Below are 17,381 nucleotides of genomic sequence, written 5' to 3'. Positions count from 1 at the left end.
GGCCGTCGCTTATCAGGCGAGCGCAGGCGCTCTACGGCGGCCCAGATGCAGCAGACCCATGGCCAGGAGGATCACCACGCCACCGGCTGCCAGGCGCGGCAGGTCGAAGTCGCGGTTCCAGATCAGCAGGTTGACCAGCAAGCCGGCCGGCACATGCAGCTCGTTCATCACCGCCAGGGTACCGGCGTCCACCCGGGTGCTGCCCTTGACCCACCAGAACATGCCCAGGGCCGTGGCGAACAGGCCCATCCAGGCCAGCACGCTCCATTGCACGGCAGTCTGCGGCAGCTTGTCCGGGTTACCGAACAGCAGGAAGGAGGGCAGCGCCAGCAGCAGCGCACCGAGGAAGAAATGGCCGAAGAAACGGTGCAGCGGCTGCTCCACTGGATAGCGCAGCAACAGGCGCCGGCACAGCACCTGGCCGGCGGCGAAGGTCAGGTTGGCCAACTGCAGCAGGAGGAAGCCGAGCAGGTAATCGCCTTCGAGGCGGTCGAAGCGGATGATTACTCCGCCGAGCACCGCCACCAGCGCGGCAAGCAACGCCCAGGGGCTGAAGCGGCGTGCCAGGGCGTCGTCGAGCAGGGTCACGTAGATCGGCGTGAGCACGGTGAACAGCAACACTTCCGGTACCGTGAGGACCTGGAAACTGCGGTACAGGCACAGGTAGGTAACACCGAACTGCAGCGCCCCGGCCAGCCAGAACCCGGCCAGCAGGCCACGTGGCAAACCGCGCCAGAGGGTGAAGGGGAGGAATACCAAAGCGGCAATCAACACCCGCGCGAGCACGGCGAAATCGCTGTCGACCCGCCCGGCCAGGTATTCGCCGATCAGGCTGAAGGAGAATGCCCAGAGTCCGGTGACGATCAGCAGATATCGCATCGACGGCTCAGGCCAGCAAGCGTCGCAGTTCGGCCAGTACTGGCGCACTGTCCGGACGCACACCGCGCCACAGCTGGAAGGCCTCGGCGGCCTGCTCGACCAGCATGCCCAGGCCATCCAGGCAACGCGCGGCGCCCTGCTCGGCCGCCCAGCGGTTGAAGGCCGTCGCCTCCTTGCCGTACATCATGTCGTAGCAGACCGTGTGCCCGGGCTGGATCAGGCTGGCGTCGATCGGCGGCAACTCGCCGGCCAGGCTGGCCGAGGTGCCATTGATGATCAGGTCGACCGGCTCGCTCAACCAGTCGAAGCCAGCGGCGGCCAGCGGGCCGAGGTCGGCGAACTCGTGGGCCAGTTGCTCGGCCTTTTCCACCGTGCGGTTGGCGATCACCAGGGCATGCGGGTTGTGCGCCAGGATCGGTTCCAGCACGCCGCGTACGGCACCGCCGGCGCCGAGCAGGAGGATGCGCTGGCCGCTCAGGTCGAGCCCGGCATTCACTGTGAGATCGCGTACCAGGCCAGCACCATCGGTGTTGTCGCCGAGTAGGCGGCCGTCATCGAGCTTCTTCAAGGTGTTCACCGCACCAGCGCGGCGTGCCCGCTCGCTCAGCTCATCGACCAACTGGTAGGCCTGCTCCTTGAACGGCACGGTGACGTTGCCGCCCTGGCCCTCGGCGAAGAAGGCACGGGCGAACCCGCTGAAGTCGTCCAACGGCGCCAGCAGGGCTTCGTAGGACAGGTCCTGGCCGGTCTGCTCGGCGAACAGGCGGTGGATCAGCGGCGACTTGCTGTGGCCGATGGGGTTGCCGAAGACGCCATAACGATCCATCTACAATCCTGAAATACGACTAGAAAGGGGTGCGCTACCGAGCCCTATTTCTTCACGGGGTCGACCATAGAGAAACGCACGGAGTCGACGATGATACCGATCTGCTGGAAGTCCTGATAGAAACCCACGCTATCCATCAGCAACCCAGTGGCTCCATCGGACAATGCCGCCCAAAAGCACATACCGCCGGCGGAGTGAAAACCTCCTTGCTCATCAGACACACCGCAGGACTGCTCTGCTGAAAGCCCCGTCCATCCATCGCCCTCACGTACCCGAACCGGGCTAGGTGCAGATTTTCCGGCATAGCGCATCCAGACACCGTTCTCGTCTTTACCGAAGATCGCGTCCTCGGCAACCTGTTCCAGCGAGGCCGGTCGGGCGCAGATATTGAGGGTGTATTCCTCGTTCTTGCGCCGTCCGGGGGCGTCCAGTAGCTGGCAAGTACCTTCTTCACGCAGGCGCCAGCTTTGGGGGTAGTTGAAGCTGTAGCCCTTGCCCCGGAAGGTACGCATCGGCATTCGCGAGTATTCTTCGTAGGGCTTGCCGCTTAGCGTGTTATCCGTCCGACAGACTTCCAGCGGTTTGGCCTGCGGATCGCGCACCGCCAACACATTATGGTTTTGCACGTCGACCTTCATGCTGATGCAAGCACAGCCATATCCATAGCTGAAACCATTGGTACGCACCCATTGGTCGGCGGGGAACCGGGCATCCCAGTCACCCTCAGCTTGCGGGCCACCCTGCGTTCCGATGAACCACTCGCCATCACGATCGGTCAGCGAGACATTTGCAGGTGAAGGGTTCTCCAGCCAGCCACAACGGCGCTCGAATTTGCCATCCTCTGCGTGGGTGGAGGCGGCTGATGCAACGAGCAGAACAATAAGATATCGACGCATGGCTATCCCTACGAAATAAACCCGAACTCCCTGCCGGGTGAGCTGCGCGCCACCATGTGTGCGCGCACAATCAGTGTCAGTTGAATCCAGTACCCAACCAGTCACGATCCTGCAGGAAGTACTCGGTCAGGCGCGCTTCTTCGCTGCCCGGCTCGGGTTTCCAGTCGTAGCCCCAGCGCACGTGTGGCGGCAGCGACATGAGGATCGACTCGGTACGCCCACCGGACTGCAGGCCGAACAGGGTGCCGCGGTCGAACACCAGGTTGAACTCGACATAGCGACCACGGCGGAAGGCCTGGAACTCGCGCTGCTGCTCGGTGAACGGGGTGGCCTTGCGCCGTTGCACGATGGGTAGGTAGGCGTCGATGTAGGCATCGCCGATGGCACGGATAAAGGCAAAGCAGGTGTCGAAATCCCACTGGTTGAGGTCGTCGAAGAACAACCCGCCGATGCCGCGTGGCTCGCCGCGATGCTTGAGGTGGAAGTAGCGATCGCACCAGGCCTTGTACTTCGGGTAGACCTCGGCGCCGAACGGCGCGCAGGCGTCAGCGGCCACCTGGTGCCAGTGCACGCAGTCTTCCTCGCTGGCGTAGTAGGGCGTCAGGTCGAAGCCGCCACCGAACCACCAGACCGGCTCCTCGCCTTCCTTCTCCGCACTGAAGAAGCGCACGTTGGCGTGGGAAGTCGGCACGTGAGGGTTTTCCGGGTGGATCACCAGGGACACGCCGAGGGCCTCGAAGCCGCGCCCGGCGAGTTCCGGCCGATGGGCGCTGGCCGAGGGTGGCAGGCTGTCGCCGAACACGTGGGAGAAGTTGACCCCACCCTTCTCGACCAGCGCGCCATTCTCCATCACCCGGGTGCGGCCACCCCCACCGGCGGGCCGCTCCCAGCTGTCTTCGAAGAAACGGGCGCTGCCATCCTCGGCTTCGAGGGCGGCGCAGATACGGTCCTGCAGATCGAGCAGATAGGCCTTCACGGCCTGGGTACGTTCACTCACGGCATTAACCCGGACGATCGAAAAGAAGGGCGCAAGCATACCATCGTCGCCCCCGTCCGAAGCTTGACGGGGATCAGCCCAGCCGCTTGGATGAAGGTCTTTGCAGACGGAGTGCACGACATGGCCAAACGTATCCAGTTTTCCCGCCACGGCGGCACGGAGGTGCTCGACTACCTCGACTACACCCCGGCCGAACCCGGCCCGCAGGAGGTGCGCGTGCGCAACCGCGCCATCGGCCTGAACTTCATCGACACTTACCAGCGCAGCGGCCTGTATCCGGTTGCCGCTTTCCCGTCCGGGTTGGGCACCGAGGGTGCGGGGGAGGTCGAGGCGGTGGGCAGCGAGGTCAGCCAGTGGCGTGTCGGCGATCGCGTCGCCTACGCCACCGGCCCGCTGGGCGCCTACAGCGAGCTGCATGTGCTGCCGGCTGCCAACCTGGTGCGCCTGCCCGAGGCAATCAGTTTCGAGCAGGCCGCCGCGCTGATGCTCAAGGGCCTCACCGTGCAGTACCTGCTGCGCCAGACCTATGCCGTGGAAGCCGGGCAGACCATTCTCTGGCATGCCGCGGCAGGCGGCGTCGGCCTGCTCGCCTGCCAGTGGGCACGGGCCCTCGGCGTGCAGCTGATCGGCACCGTGTCATCCCCGGATAAAGCCGCGCTGGCCACCGCCAACGGCGCCTGGGCAACCATCGACTACAGCCACGAGAACGTGCCGGCGCGGGTCCTGGAGCTGACCGGGGGAGCGAAGTGCCCGGTGGTCTATGACTCGGTGGGCAAGGACACCTGGGAGATGTCGCTGGACTGCGTGGCGCCGCGTGGGTTGCTGGTCAGCTTCGGCAACGCCTCGGGCGCGATCAGCGGGGTCAACCTGGGTGTACTGGCGCAGAAGGGCTCGCTGTATGTCACGCGGCCAACGCTGTTTTCCTACGCCAACAGCGCCGAGCGCTTGCAGGCGATGGCCGACGAGATGTTTGCGCTGGTCGGCGACGGGCGCCTGCAGGTCGATATCGGCCAGCGTTTCGCCCTCAAGGATGCGGCCAAGGCGCACGACGCATTGAGCAGTCGCGCGACCACCGGCTCGACCATTCTGCTGCCGTAACTGACGCGGCAGCAGCGAGCTCTTACAAAGATCAGGACGGGCGAATCACATCGCCCGTGCGCAGGTCGCGGATCAGGCTGGGGTTCTTGCGTCCACCCAGGCGTCCGCCCAACACCGCATCCAGCTGGCGCGGGAAGTACTGCTCGATACGTAGCCGGGTGCGTGCCGCCGGCCGCCCGGCCGGGTTGGCCGAGGTCGACACCAGCGGCCCTACCAGGGCACACAGATCGCGCACACGCGGATGGTCGCTGACGCGCAGGGCCACGCTGTCGTGCATGCCGGTGATCCACTCGGGCAGCCGCCCCTGGTGCGGTACCAGCCAGGTGTTGGGCCCCGGCCAGGTGCTGGCCAGACGGTCGATCCAGCGCTCGGGTAGATCGTCGAGGAGGAAGTCGAACTGGCTGATGTCGTCAGCTACCAGGATCAGGCCCTTGTGCTGCGGCCGATCCTTGAGTGCGAGCAGACGCTGCACCGCTGCCTCGCTCCAGGGGTCACAACCTAGCCCCCAGACCGCCTCGGTGGGATAGGCGATCACGCCCCCCTGGCGCACCACCCGTGCGACCCGCTGTATCTGCCAACTGCTCATGCTCACTCCCGACTCGGCCTGACTGGCGGCGAGTGTAACGACCTCAGGCCATGCGGGGTACCCAGCGCCCCGCCTCACACACCACCAACCCCTGCAGCTCCAGCTCGGTCAGTGCGACCAGTGTTTCGCTCAGGGCCAGGCCACAGGCTTGCGCCAACCCTTCGCTGCTCAGGGGCGAGGCGTGCAGTTGGCGCAGCAGCGGATGGTTGTTGGCAGGTTTGGTTGCGGTGCTTGGCACCTGCTGCTGCCAGCCACGCAGGGCCTGCAGGATATCCTCGACACTTTCCACCAGCGTGGCGCCTTCGCGGATCAGCTGGTGGCAACCCCGCGCGCCCGGATGGTGGATCGAGCCAGGAATCGCATAGACCTCGCGACCCTGTTCGGCGGCCAGCCTGGCAGTGATCAGCGAACCGCTGGACGGGCTGGCTTCCACCACCAGCACGCCAAGGGACAAGCCGCTGATGATGCGATTGCGCCGCGGAAAGTTGCTGGCATGCGGTGGGCTGTCCAGCGGTAGCTCGGACACCAGCGCACCTCCGCCGTCGACAATCCGCGACGCCAAGCCGACGTGGCGCTGCGGGTAGAGCCTGAGCAAGCCGGTGCCGAGTACCGCCACGGTGCTGCCCGCCGCATCCAGCGCACCCTGATGGGCCGCGCCGTCGATACCCAGGGCCAGGCCACTGGTGATGGTGAAGCCGCCACCAGCCAGGCTGCGGGCAAAGGCAGCGGCGGTATCCATACCCGGGCGAGAAGCGCGGCGACTACCGACCATGGCCAGCTGCGGGCGCTCCAGCAGGCCTGGATCACCTGCCACGAACAGCAGCGGCGGGGCATCCGACAGCTCGGCGAGCAAGGCTGGATAACTCGCATCGTCCCACATCAGCGCATGCTGGTTGGGCTGCTCCAGCCACTGCAACGCGTGGGCAGCGCGCTCACGAACATCGGCGCTGCGCCGGGACTCGGCACAAATCGCCGGCAAGCCGAGGGCACGCCAGGCAGAGGCCGGGGCACTAAGGGCAGAAGAAGCAGAAGCGAAAGCCTGGAGCAGACGGCGAAAGCGCCGTGGGCCGAGCTCCGGCAGGCAATGCAGACGCAGGCGCGCCTCGAGTTCGGCAGGAGAAACTGCAGACATGACGATCATCCTTGATCGGGTGGCGAAAACACCGCCGGTAGAAAGCAGAACCCCCGCAAGCAGCGGGGGTTCTGGGTATTACGGGTTCTTCACCTTGTCCATCACCGCCAGGTCGCGGGTGGCGTAGAGCACCAGGCCGTAGCTGAGCTTCTCGTAGGTGCGGAACACCATCAGCAAACCGGAACGCTCGTCGGGAATCTTCACCGATTCGCCGGTGATACGATCCCGTACGGTCTCGCCGGTCTTGAATACCGCGAGCACGTTACCTTCGCTCAGACCGTCGATCTTGCCCTTGTTGATGGTCACCACGTCGTACTGGCCAATCTTGGCTACACCACGCGGCACATCAAGGATGAGACCGTCGACATCGGTCGGTGGCTCGCTGGGCATGAAGGTCGAATTGACCGCACGCTCTTCGGTGGGGAACAGGCGATCGCCCAGACGCACTTCCTGAGTCGAGCGGGTCAGGTTGAGGGTCGCAATATCACCCTCTTCGGCAACCACCTCACCGCTGCCGATATCATCGGCGTTGATACCAAGAAACTCCTTGGTTTCAGGATCGGTATAGGTCTTGCCCTGACGGAAGATGCCATAAACGTTCTGGCCCTCATCGAATGCGCCGCGGGCATAGATACGATCACCCGCACCACTGATTACGCTTTCAGCTTCCCCGGCCACCACATAGGGTTTGCCTTCGAACTCTTCAGCGGAATCGACGATACGGTTGGTCAGCAGGAAGCTGTTGATCGCTTCCAGAGGAATAGTCGGAATGGCCTGGGCCATCGGCGTGCTGCGTACCTGCGGCGAGAGCTTGATGGTGCCGCGCGATTCGCCACGGTTAAGCACCAGACGCGGCTGGCCGTCGACGTAGACCAGGCTCAGCGTGTCACCGGGATAGATCAGGTGCGGGTTTTCGATTTGCGGGTTGGCATGCCACAGCTCGGGCCACTTCCAGGGCTGGCTGAGGAACTTGCCGGAGATGTCCCAGAGCGTGTCACCCTTGACGACGGTGTAACGGTCCGGATGACCTTCCTTGAGCTGCACTTCTGCCTGGGCCAGACCGCCAACGGCGAGAAGCAGCAGGGCGAGTAGTGATTTCCTCATGCGGTGAATCCCTTTATTATGTGGCGGACGCCTGTAAGCCGCTGAAGCCGCGGTTTTTAAGCCGTTTTTCAAAGCTGCTCATCATCTTAGCAGCGGTTTTTGACTTTATTCCACAAGTGCATCACAAACATCCTATGGCGATTCTAAACATCCTCGAATTTCCCGATCCGCGCCTGCGCACCATTGCCAAGCCGGTCACCGTGTTCGACACCGCGCTGCATACGCTGATCGACGACATGTTCGAGACCATGTACGCCGCTCCGGGTATCGGCCTAGCCGCGACGCAGATCAACGTGCACAAGCGCCTGGTGGTCATGGACCTGTCGGAAGACAAGAGCGAGCCGCGGGTGTTCATCAACCCCGAGTTCGAGTCGCTGACCGAGCAGATGGACCAGTACCAGGAAGGCTGCCTCTCGGTACCCGGTTTCTACGAGAACGTCGACCGGCCGCAGAAGGTCCGCATCAAGGCGCTGGACAAGCATGGCCAGCCCTACGAGCTGATTGCCGAGGGCCTGCTCGCGGTGTGCATCCAGCACGAGTGCGATCACCTCAACGGCAAGCTGTTCGTCGATTACCTGTCTAGCCTCAAGCGCGACCGGATCAAGAAGAAGCTGGAAAAACAGCACCGCCAGCAGGCTTGATCACCGACCCCAAAGGCTTGCTACGGCAAGCCTTTTTGTTTCCCCCGTTCTTTGCATAGTGAATCGTCCCATGCGCATCGTCTTCGCCGGCACCCCGGAATTCGCCGCCCAGCACCTGCAGGCCCTGCTCGATGCGGGCCGCGACATCGTCGCCGTCTACACCCAGCCGGATCGCCCGGCCGGGCGCGGGCAGAAGCTGATGCCCAGTCCGGTCAAGCAATTGGCCGTGCAGCAAGGGATTACCGTGTACCAGCCGCAGACCCTGCGCGACCCCACTGCCCAGGCCGAACTGGCAGCGCTGCAGCCGGACCTGATGGTGGTGGTCGCCTATGGCCTGATCCTGCCGCAAGTGGTGCTGGATACCCCGCGCCTCGGCTGCATCAACAGCCATGCCTCGCTGCTGCCACGCTGGCGCGGTGCGGCGCCGATCCAGCGTGCGGTACAGGCGGGCGATGCCCACTCCGGGGTTACCGTGATGCAGATGGAAGCCGGCCTGGATACCGGGCCAATGCTGCTTAAGGTCAGCACGCCCATCAGCGCCGAGGATACCGGCGGCAGCCTGCACGATCGCCTGGCCACACTCGGCTCGGCCGCGGTGGTCGAAGCCATCGGCAAACTCGCCGCCAGGGAGCTGCGCGGCGAAGTGCAGGACGACAGCCTGGCCACCTACGCGCACAAGCTGAACAAGGACGAGGCGCGCCTCGACTGGAGCCGCCCGGCCGTCGAGCTGGAACGCCTGGTGCGTGCCTTCAACCCCTGGCCGATCTGCCACAGCACGCTGAACGGCGAGCCGCTGAAAGTGCTGGCCGCTAGCCTGGGCGAAGGTCAGGGCCAGCCCGGACAGATCCTCGCCGCGAGCAAGGATGGCCTGACCGTCGCCTGCGGTGACGGCGCCCTGCGCCTGACGCGCCTGCAGCTGCCCGGCGGCAAGCCGCTCAACTTCGCCGACCTCTACAACAGCCGCCGCGAGCAGTTCGCCGCTGGCCTGGTGCTCGGTCAATGAATCCGCGCCTGGCCGCCGCCCGCGCCCTGGCCGCCGTGCTGTCCGGCAAGGCTTCGCTGGGTAGCAGCCTGCCGCCACTGCTGGACAAGGTCGAAGCGCGTGATCGCGGCCTGGCCCAGGACCTGGCGTTCGGCACTGCACGTTGGCAGCCGCGCCTGGCCCTGCTCGCCGAGAAACTGCTGCAGAAACCCTTCAAGGCCGCCGATCGCGATGTCGAAGCGCTGCTGCTGATCGGCCTGTACCAACTGTTCTACACCCGCATCCCGGCCCATGCCGCCATCGGCGAGACGGTGGCCTGCGTCGACAAGCTGAAGAAGCCCTCACTCAAGGGCCTGCTCAATGCCGTGCTGCGCAATGCCCAGCGCGATGGCGAAACGATCTTCGCCAGCCTGGACAAGGACCCGGTGCTGCACACCGCCCACCCGCGCTGGCTGCAGAAGGCCCTGAAAGCGCGCTGGCCAGAGCAGTGGCAGGCGATCTGCGCCGCCAACAACGCCCACCCGCCGCTGATCCTGCGGGTCAATCGCCGGTATGGCAGCCGCGATGCCTACCTGAACGAGCTGCGCAGCGCCGGCATCGACGCCGAGCCCTGTGCCTACAGCCGCGATGGCATCCGCCTGCTCACCGCCCAGGACGTGAAAACCCTGCCCGGGTTCATGGAAGGCCGCCTCAGCGTGCAGGACGAAGCCGCCCAGTTGGCCGCCGACCTGCTCGACCTGGCGCCCGGCCAGCGTGTGCTGGATGCCTGCGCCGCGCCCGGCGGCAAGACCTGCCACCTGCTCGAAGCCCAGCCGCAGCTGAGCGAAGTGGTCGCCGTCGACCTGGAAGCGAGCCGCCTGCTGCGCGTGCGCGAGAACCTCGAGCGCCTGCAACTCGACGCCACCCTGATCGCCGCCGACGGGCGCGACACCGCCAGCTGGTGGGACGGCAAGCCATTCCAGCGCATCCTCCTCGATGCGCCGTGCTCGGCCACCGGGGTGATCCGTCGCCATCCGGACATCAAGCTGACCCGCCAGGCCGACGACATTCCCGCCCTGGCCCGCTTGCAGGGCGAACTGCTGGATGCGATGTGGGCCATCCTCGAAGTCGGCGGCATCCTGCTCTACGCCACCTGCTCGGTGATGCCGGAAGAAAACAGCGACAACATCGCCGCCTTCCTCGCCCGCACGCCGGGCGCACGCGAGCTGGATATCGCCGGCGACTTCGGCCTCAAAGCCACCCACGGCCGCCAGTTATTGCCACAGGTCGACGGCCACGACGGCTTCTACTATGCCAAGCTGATCAAGATCGCCGCATCACGCGGCTAACGGAGTGATCGCGTGAAAATCATCATCCTCGGCGCGGGACAAGTCGGCGGCACCCTGGCCGAACACCTGGCCAGTGAAGCCAACGACATCACCGTGGTCGACACCGATGGCGACCGCCTGCGCGAGCTCGGTGACCGCCTCGACATCCGCACCGTGGTCGGCCGTGGTTCCTTCCCCACCGTGCTGCGCCAGGCCGGTGCCGACGATGCCGACATGCTGGTGGCGGTGACCAACAGCGACGAGACCAACATGGTCGCCTGCCAGGTCGCCTACACCCTGTTCCACACCCCGACCAAAATCGCCCGGGTGCGCGAGGCGGCCTACCTGACCCGCAGCGGCCTGTTCGACAACGAAGCCATCCCGATCGATGTACTGATCAGCCCCGAACAGGTGGTGACCAACTACATCAAGCGCCTGATCGAATACCCCGGCGCCCTGCAGGTGATCGACTTCGCCGAAGGCAAGGCCCAGCTGGTGGCGGTCAAGGCCTACTACGGCGGCCCGCTGGTCGGACAGCAGCTCAAGCAACTGCGCGAGCACATGCCCAATGTCGACACCCGGGTGGCCGCGATCTTCCGCCGCAACCGGCCGATCATGCCCAAAGGCGACACGGTGATCGAAGCCGACGACGAAGTGTTCTTCATCGCCGCCAAGGCCCACATCCGCGCGGTGATGAGCGAGATGCGCCGCCTCGAAGACAGCTACAAACGCATCGTCATCGCCGGTGGCGGGCATATCGGCGAGCGCCTGGCCGAGGCCATCGAGAGCCGCTACCAGGTGAAGATCATCGAGATGAACCCGGCACGCTGCCGCTACCTCTCGGAGAACCTGGAAAGCACCATCGTGCTGCAGGGCAGCGCCTCCGACCGCGACCTGCTGGTGGAAGAGAACATCAACGAGGCAGACATCTTCCTCGCCCTGACCAACGATGACGAAGCCAACATCATGTCGTCCTTGCTGGCCAAGCGCCTCGGCGCGCGCAAGGTGATGACCATCATCAACAACCCGGCCTACGTCGACCTGGTCCAGGGCGGCGATATCGATATCGCCATCAGCCCGCAGCTGGCCACCATCGGCACCCTGCTCACCCACGTGCGCCGTGGCGACATCGAGAGCGTGCACTCGCTGCGCCGTGGTGCGGCAGAAGCCATTGAGGCGATTGCCCACGGCGACGCCAAATCGAGCAAGGTGATCGGCCGGATGATCGGCGAGATCAGCCTGCCGCCGGGCACCACCATCGGCGCGATCATCCGCGACGAGGAAGTGCTGATCGCCCACGACAACACGCTGATCGAATCCGGCGACCATGTGATCCTGTTCCTGGTCGACAAGAAGTACATTCGTGATGTGGAACGGCTATTCCAGGTTGGTTTGACCTTCTTCTAGAGCGAGCGCACAAGCATGCTGGAATCCCTGGAAAAGCTGCTGGGCAAAGGCGTCGACAACGCCCTGCTGCGCTTCGGCCTGGGCAAGGGCTACCTGGACCTCGGGCAGCCCGACCTGGCCGCCGAGCACCTGCAGAAATGCCTGGGGTTCGATCCGAATTATTCTGCGGCGTGGAAGCTGCTGGGCCAGGCCTGCCAGCGCCAGGGCCTCAGCGAAGAAGCGCGCCTGGCCTGGCACAACGGCCTGGAAGTGGCGCGCAAGCGTGGCGACAAGCAGACGGAAAAGGAGATGCTGGTGTTTCTCCGGCGCCTGGAGAAGACCACCGGCGGGGATGGCGCGGGCGCTTAGCCCATCAGCCCGTTAAAACCCGTTTACGATTTTCTGGACTAGAGCCAGACAAGTTAAAAACCGGCGAGGAAGCGGAGTTCACGAGCTGTAAATGAGCGTCCGAGCCTGTTTTTAGCGCGGCATGGCCGACGGACAGGAGATCGTGAGCGGGTTCTTAGTCACGCTGGAAAATCAGCGCCACCCCACTGGGCTCGAAGCGCACCACCTGCATCTGCACGATCGGCGCTTCGATGGGCAGGCCTTGCACCTGGCCACTGACGATTTCGCCGATCTGCAGCAAACGCTGGGCATCGTCGACCACCACGAACACGCCTTTGTCGGAAATGTCGCGGGTGGTCACCAGCATCTGACCGTGCAGCGGATGGTCGATGCGCAACTGCACCTTGAGCGGGCTGCGGTTGTGCTCACGCTTGTTATCCATGCCTGTCCTTCTGCTCATGTTGCGGGCGAGTGATACAGACGGTACTGGCTTACGCCACGCGCATCAATACCACTTCGCTTCGCCATCCGGGCGCTTCTTGAAGCGCTTCATGCTCCACATGTACTGGCTGGGATAAGCCCGCACATAGCGCTCGACCACGCGGCTCATGGCGGCCACGCCTTCTTCGATGTTCTCGCTGTACATGCCTTGCGGCGCAGCTTCGAGGATCACCTTGTAGCCGCTGCCATCGGCCAGGCGCACGGCATGCAGGAATACCCCGACGGCCTTACCGCCGGTGAGCATGCCCGGAACGAACTTGCTGGTCAGCGCCGTGGTGCCGAGGAAGGGCACGAATACGCCGCTGGAACGGCTCGGCTCGGGATCGGCGGGAATGCCCACGGCACCACCCTTGCGCACTTCCTTGATGACGCTGAGGATGCCTTCCTTGGTCGAAGGAGCCACGCGGTTGCCCATCTGCACTCGCTGCTTCTGCAGCAGATCGTCCACCGCCTTCAGCTTCGGCGGGCGGTAGAAAATCACGGGTTTGCACTGGTTGCAGTAGAAGTGGTTGAGCACTTCCCAGTTGCCCAGGTGGCTGGTGATGCCGACCACGCCCTTGCCGCTGGCCAGCGCCTGCTGCAGCACTTCCAGGCCTTCCACCTCGCGCACCAGTTTGAGGGATTTCTGTGCCGGCCAGATCCAGGCGCAGGCGCTCTCGGCCAGGGTTTTGCTGATGCCCTTGAGGCTCTGACCAAGCAGCTGTTCACGCTCGGCCTCGCTCAACTCGGGGAAGCACTTGGCCAGGTTTATGCGCACCACTTCGCGTGAGCCGTTGGGCAGCTTCCACATCAGCCAGCCGATGGCATTGCCCACCGCCTGCACCGCACGCCACGGCAGCAGGGCGAACAGGCGCAGGAAACCGACCACCAGGGCACCTTTGAGCTTCTCCACGAATCACTCCAGAGCTAGGAAAGGGCGCGCATTGTAGCGATTGTGACCGGCTGGTTCAGCCCTACTGTCGCGCAAGCTGGGCGAAGCGTCGGCTTTTCCGCCCTACGGCCTTGCCAGCACGGCATGCCGATCACAGTCGATGGTGTGGTCCATGACCATCCCCGCCGCCTGCATGTAGGCGTAACAGATGGTCGGCCCGACGAAGGTGAAGCCGAGCTTCTTCAGGGCCTTGCTCATCGCCTCGGCCTCGGTGGTGACGGCCGGCACCTGGCCGCGTTCGCTGAAGTGATTGATCTTTGGTGCGCCGCCGACAAACGACCACAGCAGCGTCACCGGGTCGTCCAGCTTGAGCCAGGCCTGGGCGTTCTGTCGCGCGGCCTTGAGCTTGAGGCGGTTGCGGATGATGCCGGGGTCCTGCATGCGTTCTTCGATTTCCGCGTCGGTCATCCGCGCCAGGCGCTCGGCATCGAAACCGAACAGCACCTCGCGGTAGCGCGCGCGCTTCTTCAACACGGTGATCCACGACAGCCCGGCCTGGAAGCCTTCCAGCAGCAACATCTCGAACAGCCATTGCGGATCGCGCTGGGGCACGCCCCATTCTTCGTCGTGATAGGCGATGTACAGCGGGTCGTCGTTGCACCAGAAACAGCGTGGCATGCGGGTTTCCTAAGGCTTGGGTATACTGCGCGGCTTTACCAGGCGACGGAAAACCCCGGGTTTTCCAGCGACCTGCTACGCCAAAGTTTCGATACCGGTGAAATTCGTGAGCCAGACTACGCCCGACGTGAGCACCTTCCAAGGCCTGATCCTTGCCCTTCAAAGCTACTGGGCCGAGCAGGGCTGTGTGATCCTGCAGCCCTATGACATGGAAATGGGGGCCGGTACCTTCCACACCGCCACCTTCCTCCGTGCCGTCGGCCCGGAAACCTGGAACGCCGCCTACGTGCAGCCCTCGCGCCGCCCGGCCGACGGTCGCTACGGCGAGAACCCCAACCGCCTGCAGCACTACTACCAGTTCCAGGTGGTGCTCAAGCCGAACCCGGCGAACATCCAGGACCTGTACCTGGAGTCGCTGCGCCGCATCGGCGTCGACACCCTGGTGCACGACATCCGCTTCGTCGAAGACAACTGGGAATCGCCGACCCTTGGCGCCTGGGGCCTGGGTTGGGAAGTCTGGCTGAACGGCATGGAAGTCACCCAGTTCACTTACTTCCAGCAGGTCGGCGGTGTCGAGTGCTACCCGGTCACCGGCGAGATCACCTACGGCCTCGAGCGCCTGGCCATGTACCTGCAAGGCGTCGACTCGGTGTATGACCTGGTCTACTCCGACGGCCCGTTCGGCAAGGTCACCTACGGCGACGTGTTCCACCAGAACGAAGTGGAGCAGTCCACCTTCAACTTCGAGCACGCCAACGTCGACAAGCTGTTCGACCTGTTCGACTTCTACGAGTCCGAGGCCAACCGCCTGATGGAGCTGCAGTTGCCGCTGCCGGCCTATGAAATGGTGATCAAGGCCTCACACAGCTTCAACCTGCTCGACGCCCGCCGCGCCATCTCGGTGACAGCGCGCCAGCAGTACATCCTGCGCGTGCGCGCCCTGGCGCGGAACATCGCCCAGAGCTACCTGCTGGCCCGCGCCAAGCTCGGCTTCCCGATGGCCACCCCCGAATTGCGTGACGAAGTACTGGCGAAGCTGAAGGAGGCCGAATAATGAGTGCTCAGGATTTTCTGGTTGAACTGGGCACCGAAGAGCTGCCACCCAAAGCGCTGAAAAGCCTCGGCGAAGCCTTCCTCGCCGGCGTGGAAAAAGGCCTCAAGGCCGCCGGCCTGGGCTACACCAAGGCGCGCTTCTATGCCGCACCGCGCCGCCTCGCGGTACTGGTCGAACAACTCGCCGCGCAGCAGCCGGACCGCACCGTCAACCTCGACGGCCCGCCCGTGCAGGCCGCCTTCGACAAGGACGGCAACCCCACTCAAGCAGCGCTGGGCTTCGCCAAGAAGTGCGGCGTCGAGCTGAGCCAGATCGACCAGAGCGGGCCCAAGCTGAAGTTCAGCCAGTCCATCGCCGGCCAGCCGGCCGCCGCGCTGCTGCCGAGCATCGTCGAAGCCTCGCTGAACGACCTGCCGATTCCCAAGCGCATGCGCTGGGGTGCCGGCAAGACCGAGTTCGTGCGCCCGAGCCAGTGGCTGGTGATGCTGTTCGGCGACCAGGTCATCGATTGCGAGATCCTCGCGCAGAAGGCTGGCCGTATCTCCCGTGGCCACCGCTTCCACGCCAACCGTGACGTGAGCATTTCCAGCCCGGCCAACTACGCCGAAGACCTGCGTGGCGCCTACGTGATCGCCGACTTCGCCGAGCGCCGCACGCTGATCGACACCCGCGTCGCCGAACTGGCCAAGGCCGAGAACGGCAGCGCCATCGTGCCGCCGGCGCTGCTGGATGAAGTCAGCGCCCTGGTCGAATGGCCGGTGCCGCTGGTCTGCTCGTTCGAGGAGCGTTTCCTCGACGTGCCGCAGGAAGCCCTGATCACCACCATGCAGGACAACCAGAAGTACTTCTGCCTGCTGGACGGCAACGGCAAGCTGCTGCCGCGCTTCATCACCGTGGCCAACATCGAGTCGAAAGACTCGGCGCAGATCGTTTCCGGCAACGAGAAAGTAGTACGCCCGCGCCTCACCGACGCCGAGTTCTTCTTCAAGCAGGACAAGCGCCAGCCGCTGGAGAAGCGCAACGAGCGCCTGGCCAACGTGGTGTTCCAGGCCCAGCTCGGCAGCGTGTTCAACAAGGCCGAACGGGTTTCCGCCCTGGCCGGCTTCATTGCCGAGCGCATCGGTGGCGACGCCACTCGCGCCGCGCGTGCCGGCCTCTTGTCCAAGTGCGACCTGGCCACCGAGATGGTCGGCGAATTCCCGGAAATGCAGGGCATCGCCGGCTACTACTACGCCAAGCATGACGGCGAAGCCGATGACGTGGCCCAGGCGCTGAACGAGCAATACATGCCGCGCGGCGCCGGCGCCGAGCTGCCGCAGACCCTGACCGGTGCGGCCGTGGCCGTGGCCGACAAGCTCGACACCCTGGTCGGCATCTTCGGCATCGGCATGCTGCCGACCGGCTCCAAGGACCCCTACGCCCTGCGCCGCGCCGCGCTGGGCGTGCTGCGTATCCTGATCGAGAAGCAGCTGGACCTCGACCTGGTCGAGGCCGTGGCCTTCGCCATCGGTCTGTATGGCGACAAGGTCAAGGCCGACGGCCTGGCCCAGCAGGTGCTGGACTTCATCTTCGACCGCCTGCGGGCGCGCTACGAAGACGAAGGCGTCGAAGTGGCCGTGTACCAAGCGGTACGCGCCCTGAGCCCAGCCGCGCCGCTGGACTTCGACCAGCGCGTACAGGCCGTGCAGGCCTTCCGCCAGCTGCCGCAAGCCGCCGCCCTGGCCGCCGCCAACAAGCGCGTGTCGAATATCCTGGCCAAGGCCGAAGGTGACCTACCCGCCACGCTGAACAGCGCCCTGCTGGAAGCCGGTGCCGAACAGGCCCTGGCGCAAGCCGTTGCCGCAGCTGCCCAGGCCGTTGGCCCGATGGCTGCAGCACGCTGCTACCGCGAAGCCCTGGCCCAGCTGGCCAGCCTGCGCGAGCCGGTGGATGCGTACTTCGACGCGGTGATGGTCAATGCCGATGACGCCGCCGTACGCGCCAACCGCTATGCGCTGCTCAACCAGCTACGCGGCCTGTTCCTCGGCGTCGCCGACATCTCCCTGCTGGGCTGACGGGTTGCCGGGCGGCGCATGCCGCCCGGTCGCCTCGGTAA

The 17,381-nt window shown here is 64.9% G+C and carries 18 protein-coding genes; 8 read left to right on the top strand and 10 right to left on the bottom strand.

The features are described from left to right. Positions 1-12: 12 nt before the first annotated feature. From H3H51_RS04730 to hemF, 4 genes are all read right to left on the bottom strand, one after another. On the bottom strand, positions 13-879 hold the full coding sequence (locus tag H3H51_RS04730; RefSeq protein ID WP_183087850.1) for a carboxylate/amino acid/amine transporter: 867 nt from the start codon (positions 877-879) through the stop codon (positions 13-15). A gap of 7 nt (positions 880-886) precedes the next feature. Next, positions 887-1,705 carry a shikimate dehydrogenase gene (gene aroE / locus H3H51_RS04725; protein WP_183087849.1) on the bottom strand — a complete coding sequence of 273 codons (819 nt, stop codon included), beginning with the start codon at positions 1,703-1,705 and terminating at the stop codon, positions 887-889. A 44-nt stretch (positions 1,706-1,749) separates the two neighbouring features. Further along, positions 1,750-2,601 (bottom strand): DUF4087 domain-containing protein, encoded by an 852-nt coding sequence (locus tag H3H51_RS04720; protein ID WP_183087848.1) that lies wholly within the window; start codon positions 2,599-2,601, stop codon positions 1,750-1,752. A gap of 76 nt (positions 2,602-2,677) precedes the next feature. Continuing rightward, the gene (hemF, locus tag H3H51_RS04715) at positions 2,678-3,637 is read right to left on the bottom strand and encodes an oxygen-dependent coproporphyrinogen oxidase (RefSeq protein ID WP_220790814.1); all 960 of its coding nucleotides are present in this window, start codon (positions 3,635-3,637) and stop codon (positions 2,678-2,680) included. A gap of 81 nt (positions 3,638-3,718) precedes the next feature. On the opposite strand from hemF, the gene H3H51_RS04710 reads away from it, so the two are divergent. Beyond that, complete coding sequence (locus H3H51_RS04710; protein WP_183087846.1) at positions 3,719-4,696, top strand: NADPH:quinone reductase; 978 nt, start codon at positions 3,719-3,721, stop codon at positions 4,694-4,696. A gap of 31 nt (positions 4,697-4,727) precedes the next feature. Here H3H51_RS04710 and H3H51_RS04705 read toward each other — a convergent pair whose 3' ends face one another. The 3 genes from H3H51_RS04705 to H3H51_RS04695 all read right to left on the bottom strand — a co-directional run bounded on the left by H3H51_RS04705 (position 4,728) and on the right by H3H51_RS04695 (position 7,518). Further along, positions 4,728-5,282: an L-threonylcarbamoyladenylate synthase gene (locus tag H3H51_RS04705; protein ID WP_183087845.1), complete on the bottom strand. Its 555-nt coding sequence runs from the start codon at positions 5,280-5,282 to the stop codon at positions 4,728-4,730. A 43-nt stretch (positions 5,283-5,325) separates the two neighbouring features. Further along, positions 5,326-6,414, bottom strand: coding sequence for a DNA-processing protein DprA (gene dprA, locus H3H51_RS04700; protein WP_183087844.1), 1,089 nt, complete (start codon positions 6,412-6,414; stop codon positions 5,326-5,328). Between the two features lie 78 nt (positions 6,415-6,492). Continuing rightward, on the bottom strand, positions 6,493-7,518 hold the full coding sequence (locus tag H3H51_RS04695; protein ID WP_183087843.1) for a LysM peptidoglycan-binding domain-containing protein: 1,026 nt from the start codon (positions 7,516-7,518) through the stop codon (positions 6,493-6,495). A 134-nt stretch (positions 7,519-7,652) separates the two neighbouring features. On the opposite strand from H3H51_RS04695, the gene def reads away from it, so the two are divergent. From def to H3H51_RS04670, 5 genes are read left to right on the top strand one after another with little or no spacing between them, the layout of a single operon-like run. Beyond that, on the top strand, positions 7,653-8,159 hold the full coding sequence (def, locus tag H3H51_RS04690) for a peptide deformylase (RefSeq protein WP_183087842.1): 507 nt from the start codon (positions 7,653-7,655) through the stop codon (positions 8,157-8,159). A gap of 58 nt (positions 8,160-8,217) precedes the next feature. Further along, on the top strand, positions 8,218-9,162 hold the full coding sequence (fmt, locus tag H3H51_RS04685) for a methionyl-tRNA formyltransferase (RefSeq protein WP_183087841.1): 945 nt from the start codon (positions 8,218-8,220) through the stop codon (positions 9,160-9,162). After that, complete coding sequence (gene rsmB, locus H3H51_RS04680) at positions 9,159-10,469, top strand: 16S rRNA (cytosine(967)-C(5))-methyltransferase RsmB (RefSeq protein WP_183087840.1); 1,311 nt, start codon at positions 9,159-9,161, stop codon at positions 10,467-10,469. Before fmt ends, rsmB begins: the two co-directional genes overlap by 4 nt. 12 nt (positions 10,470-10,481) lie before the next feature. Further along, the gene (gene trkA / locus H3H51_RS04675) at positions 10,482-11,855 is read left to right on the top strand and encodes a Trk system potassium transporter TrkA (RefSeq protein ID WP_183087839.1); all 1,374 of its coding nucleotides are present in this window, start codon (positions 10,482-10,484) and stop codon (positions 11,853-11,855) included. Positions 11,856-11,870: 15 nt separating this feature from the next. Continuing rightward, on the top strand, positions 11,871-12,203 hold the full coding sequence (locus H3H51_RS04670; RefSeq protein WP_183087838.1) for a tetratricopeptide repeat protein: 333 nt from the start codon (positions 11,871-11,873) through the stop codon (positions 12,201-12,203). A gap of 154 nt (positions 12,204-12,357) precedes the next feature. Here H3H51_RS04670 and H3H51_RS04665 read toward each other — a convergent pair whose 3' ends face one another. From H3H51_RS04665 to H3H51_RS04655, 3 genes are all read right to left on the bottom strand, one after another. After that, the gene (locus H3H51_RS04665) at positions 12,358-12,624 is read right to left on the bottom strand and encodes a PilZ domain-containing protein (RefSeq protein ID WP_183087837.1); all 267 of its coding nucleotides are present in this window, start codon (positions 12,622-12,624) and stop codon (positions 12,358-12,360) included. Positions 12,625-12,687: 63 nt separating this feature from the next. Next, complete coding sequence (locus H3H51_RS04660) at positions 12,688-13,575, bottom strand: lysophospholipid acyltransferase (RefSeq protein WP_183087836.1); 888 nt, start codon at positions 13,573-13,575, stop codon at positions 12,688-12,690. A gap of 102 nt (positions 13,576-13,677) precedes the next feature. Continuing rightward, complete coding sequence (locus H3H51_RS04655; RefSeq protein WP_183087835.1) at positions 13,678-14,232, bottom strand: DNA-3-methyladenine glycosylase I; 555 nt, start codon at positions 14,230-14,232, stop codon at positions 13,678-13,680. A gap of 106 nt (positions 14,233-14,338) precedes the next feature. Here H3H51_RS04655 and glyQ point away from each other — a divergent pair, with 106 nt between their 5' ends. Both glyQ and glyS read left to right on the top strand, forming a co-directional pair. Beyond that, positions 14,339-15,286, top strand: coding sequence for a glycine--tRNA ligase subunit alpha (gene glyQ / locus H3H51_RS04650; RefSeq protein ID WP_183087834.1), 948 nt, complete (start codon positions 14,339-14,341; stop codon positions 15,284-15,286). Further along, positions 15,286-17,340, top strand: a complete 2,055-nt coding sequence (gene glyS, locus H3H51_RS04645; protein ID WP_183087833.1) for a glycine--tRNA ligase subunit beta — start codon at positions 15,286-15,288, stop codon at positions 17,338-17,340. The genes glyQ and glyS overlap by 1 nt, the downstream gene beginning before the upstream one ends. Positions 17,341-17,381 lie beyond the last annotated feature (41 nt).

The sequence above is a fragment of the Aquipseudomonas ullengensis genome (genome assembly GCF_014174475.1).
GTDB lineage: Bacteria > Pseudomonadota > Gammaproteobacteria > Pseudomonadales > Pseudomonadaceae > Aquipseudomonas > Aquipseudomonas ullengensis.
This window is presented reverse-complemented; position numbering and strand designations above follow the sequence as displayed.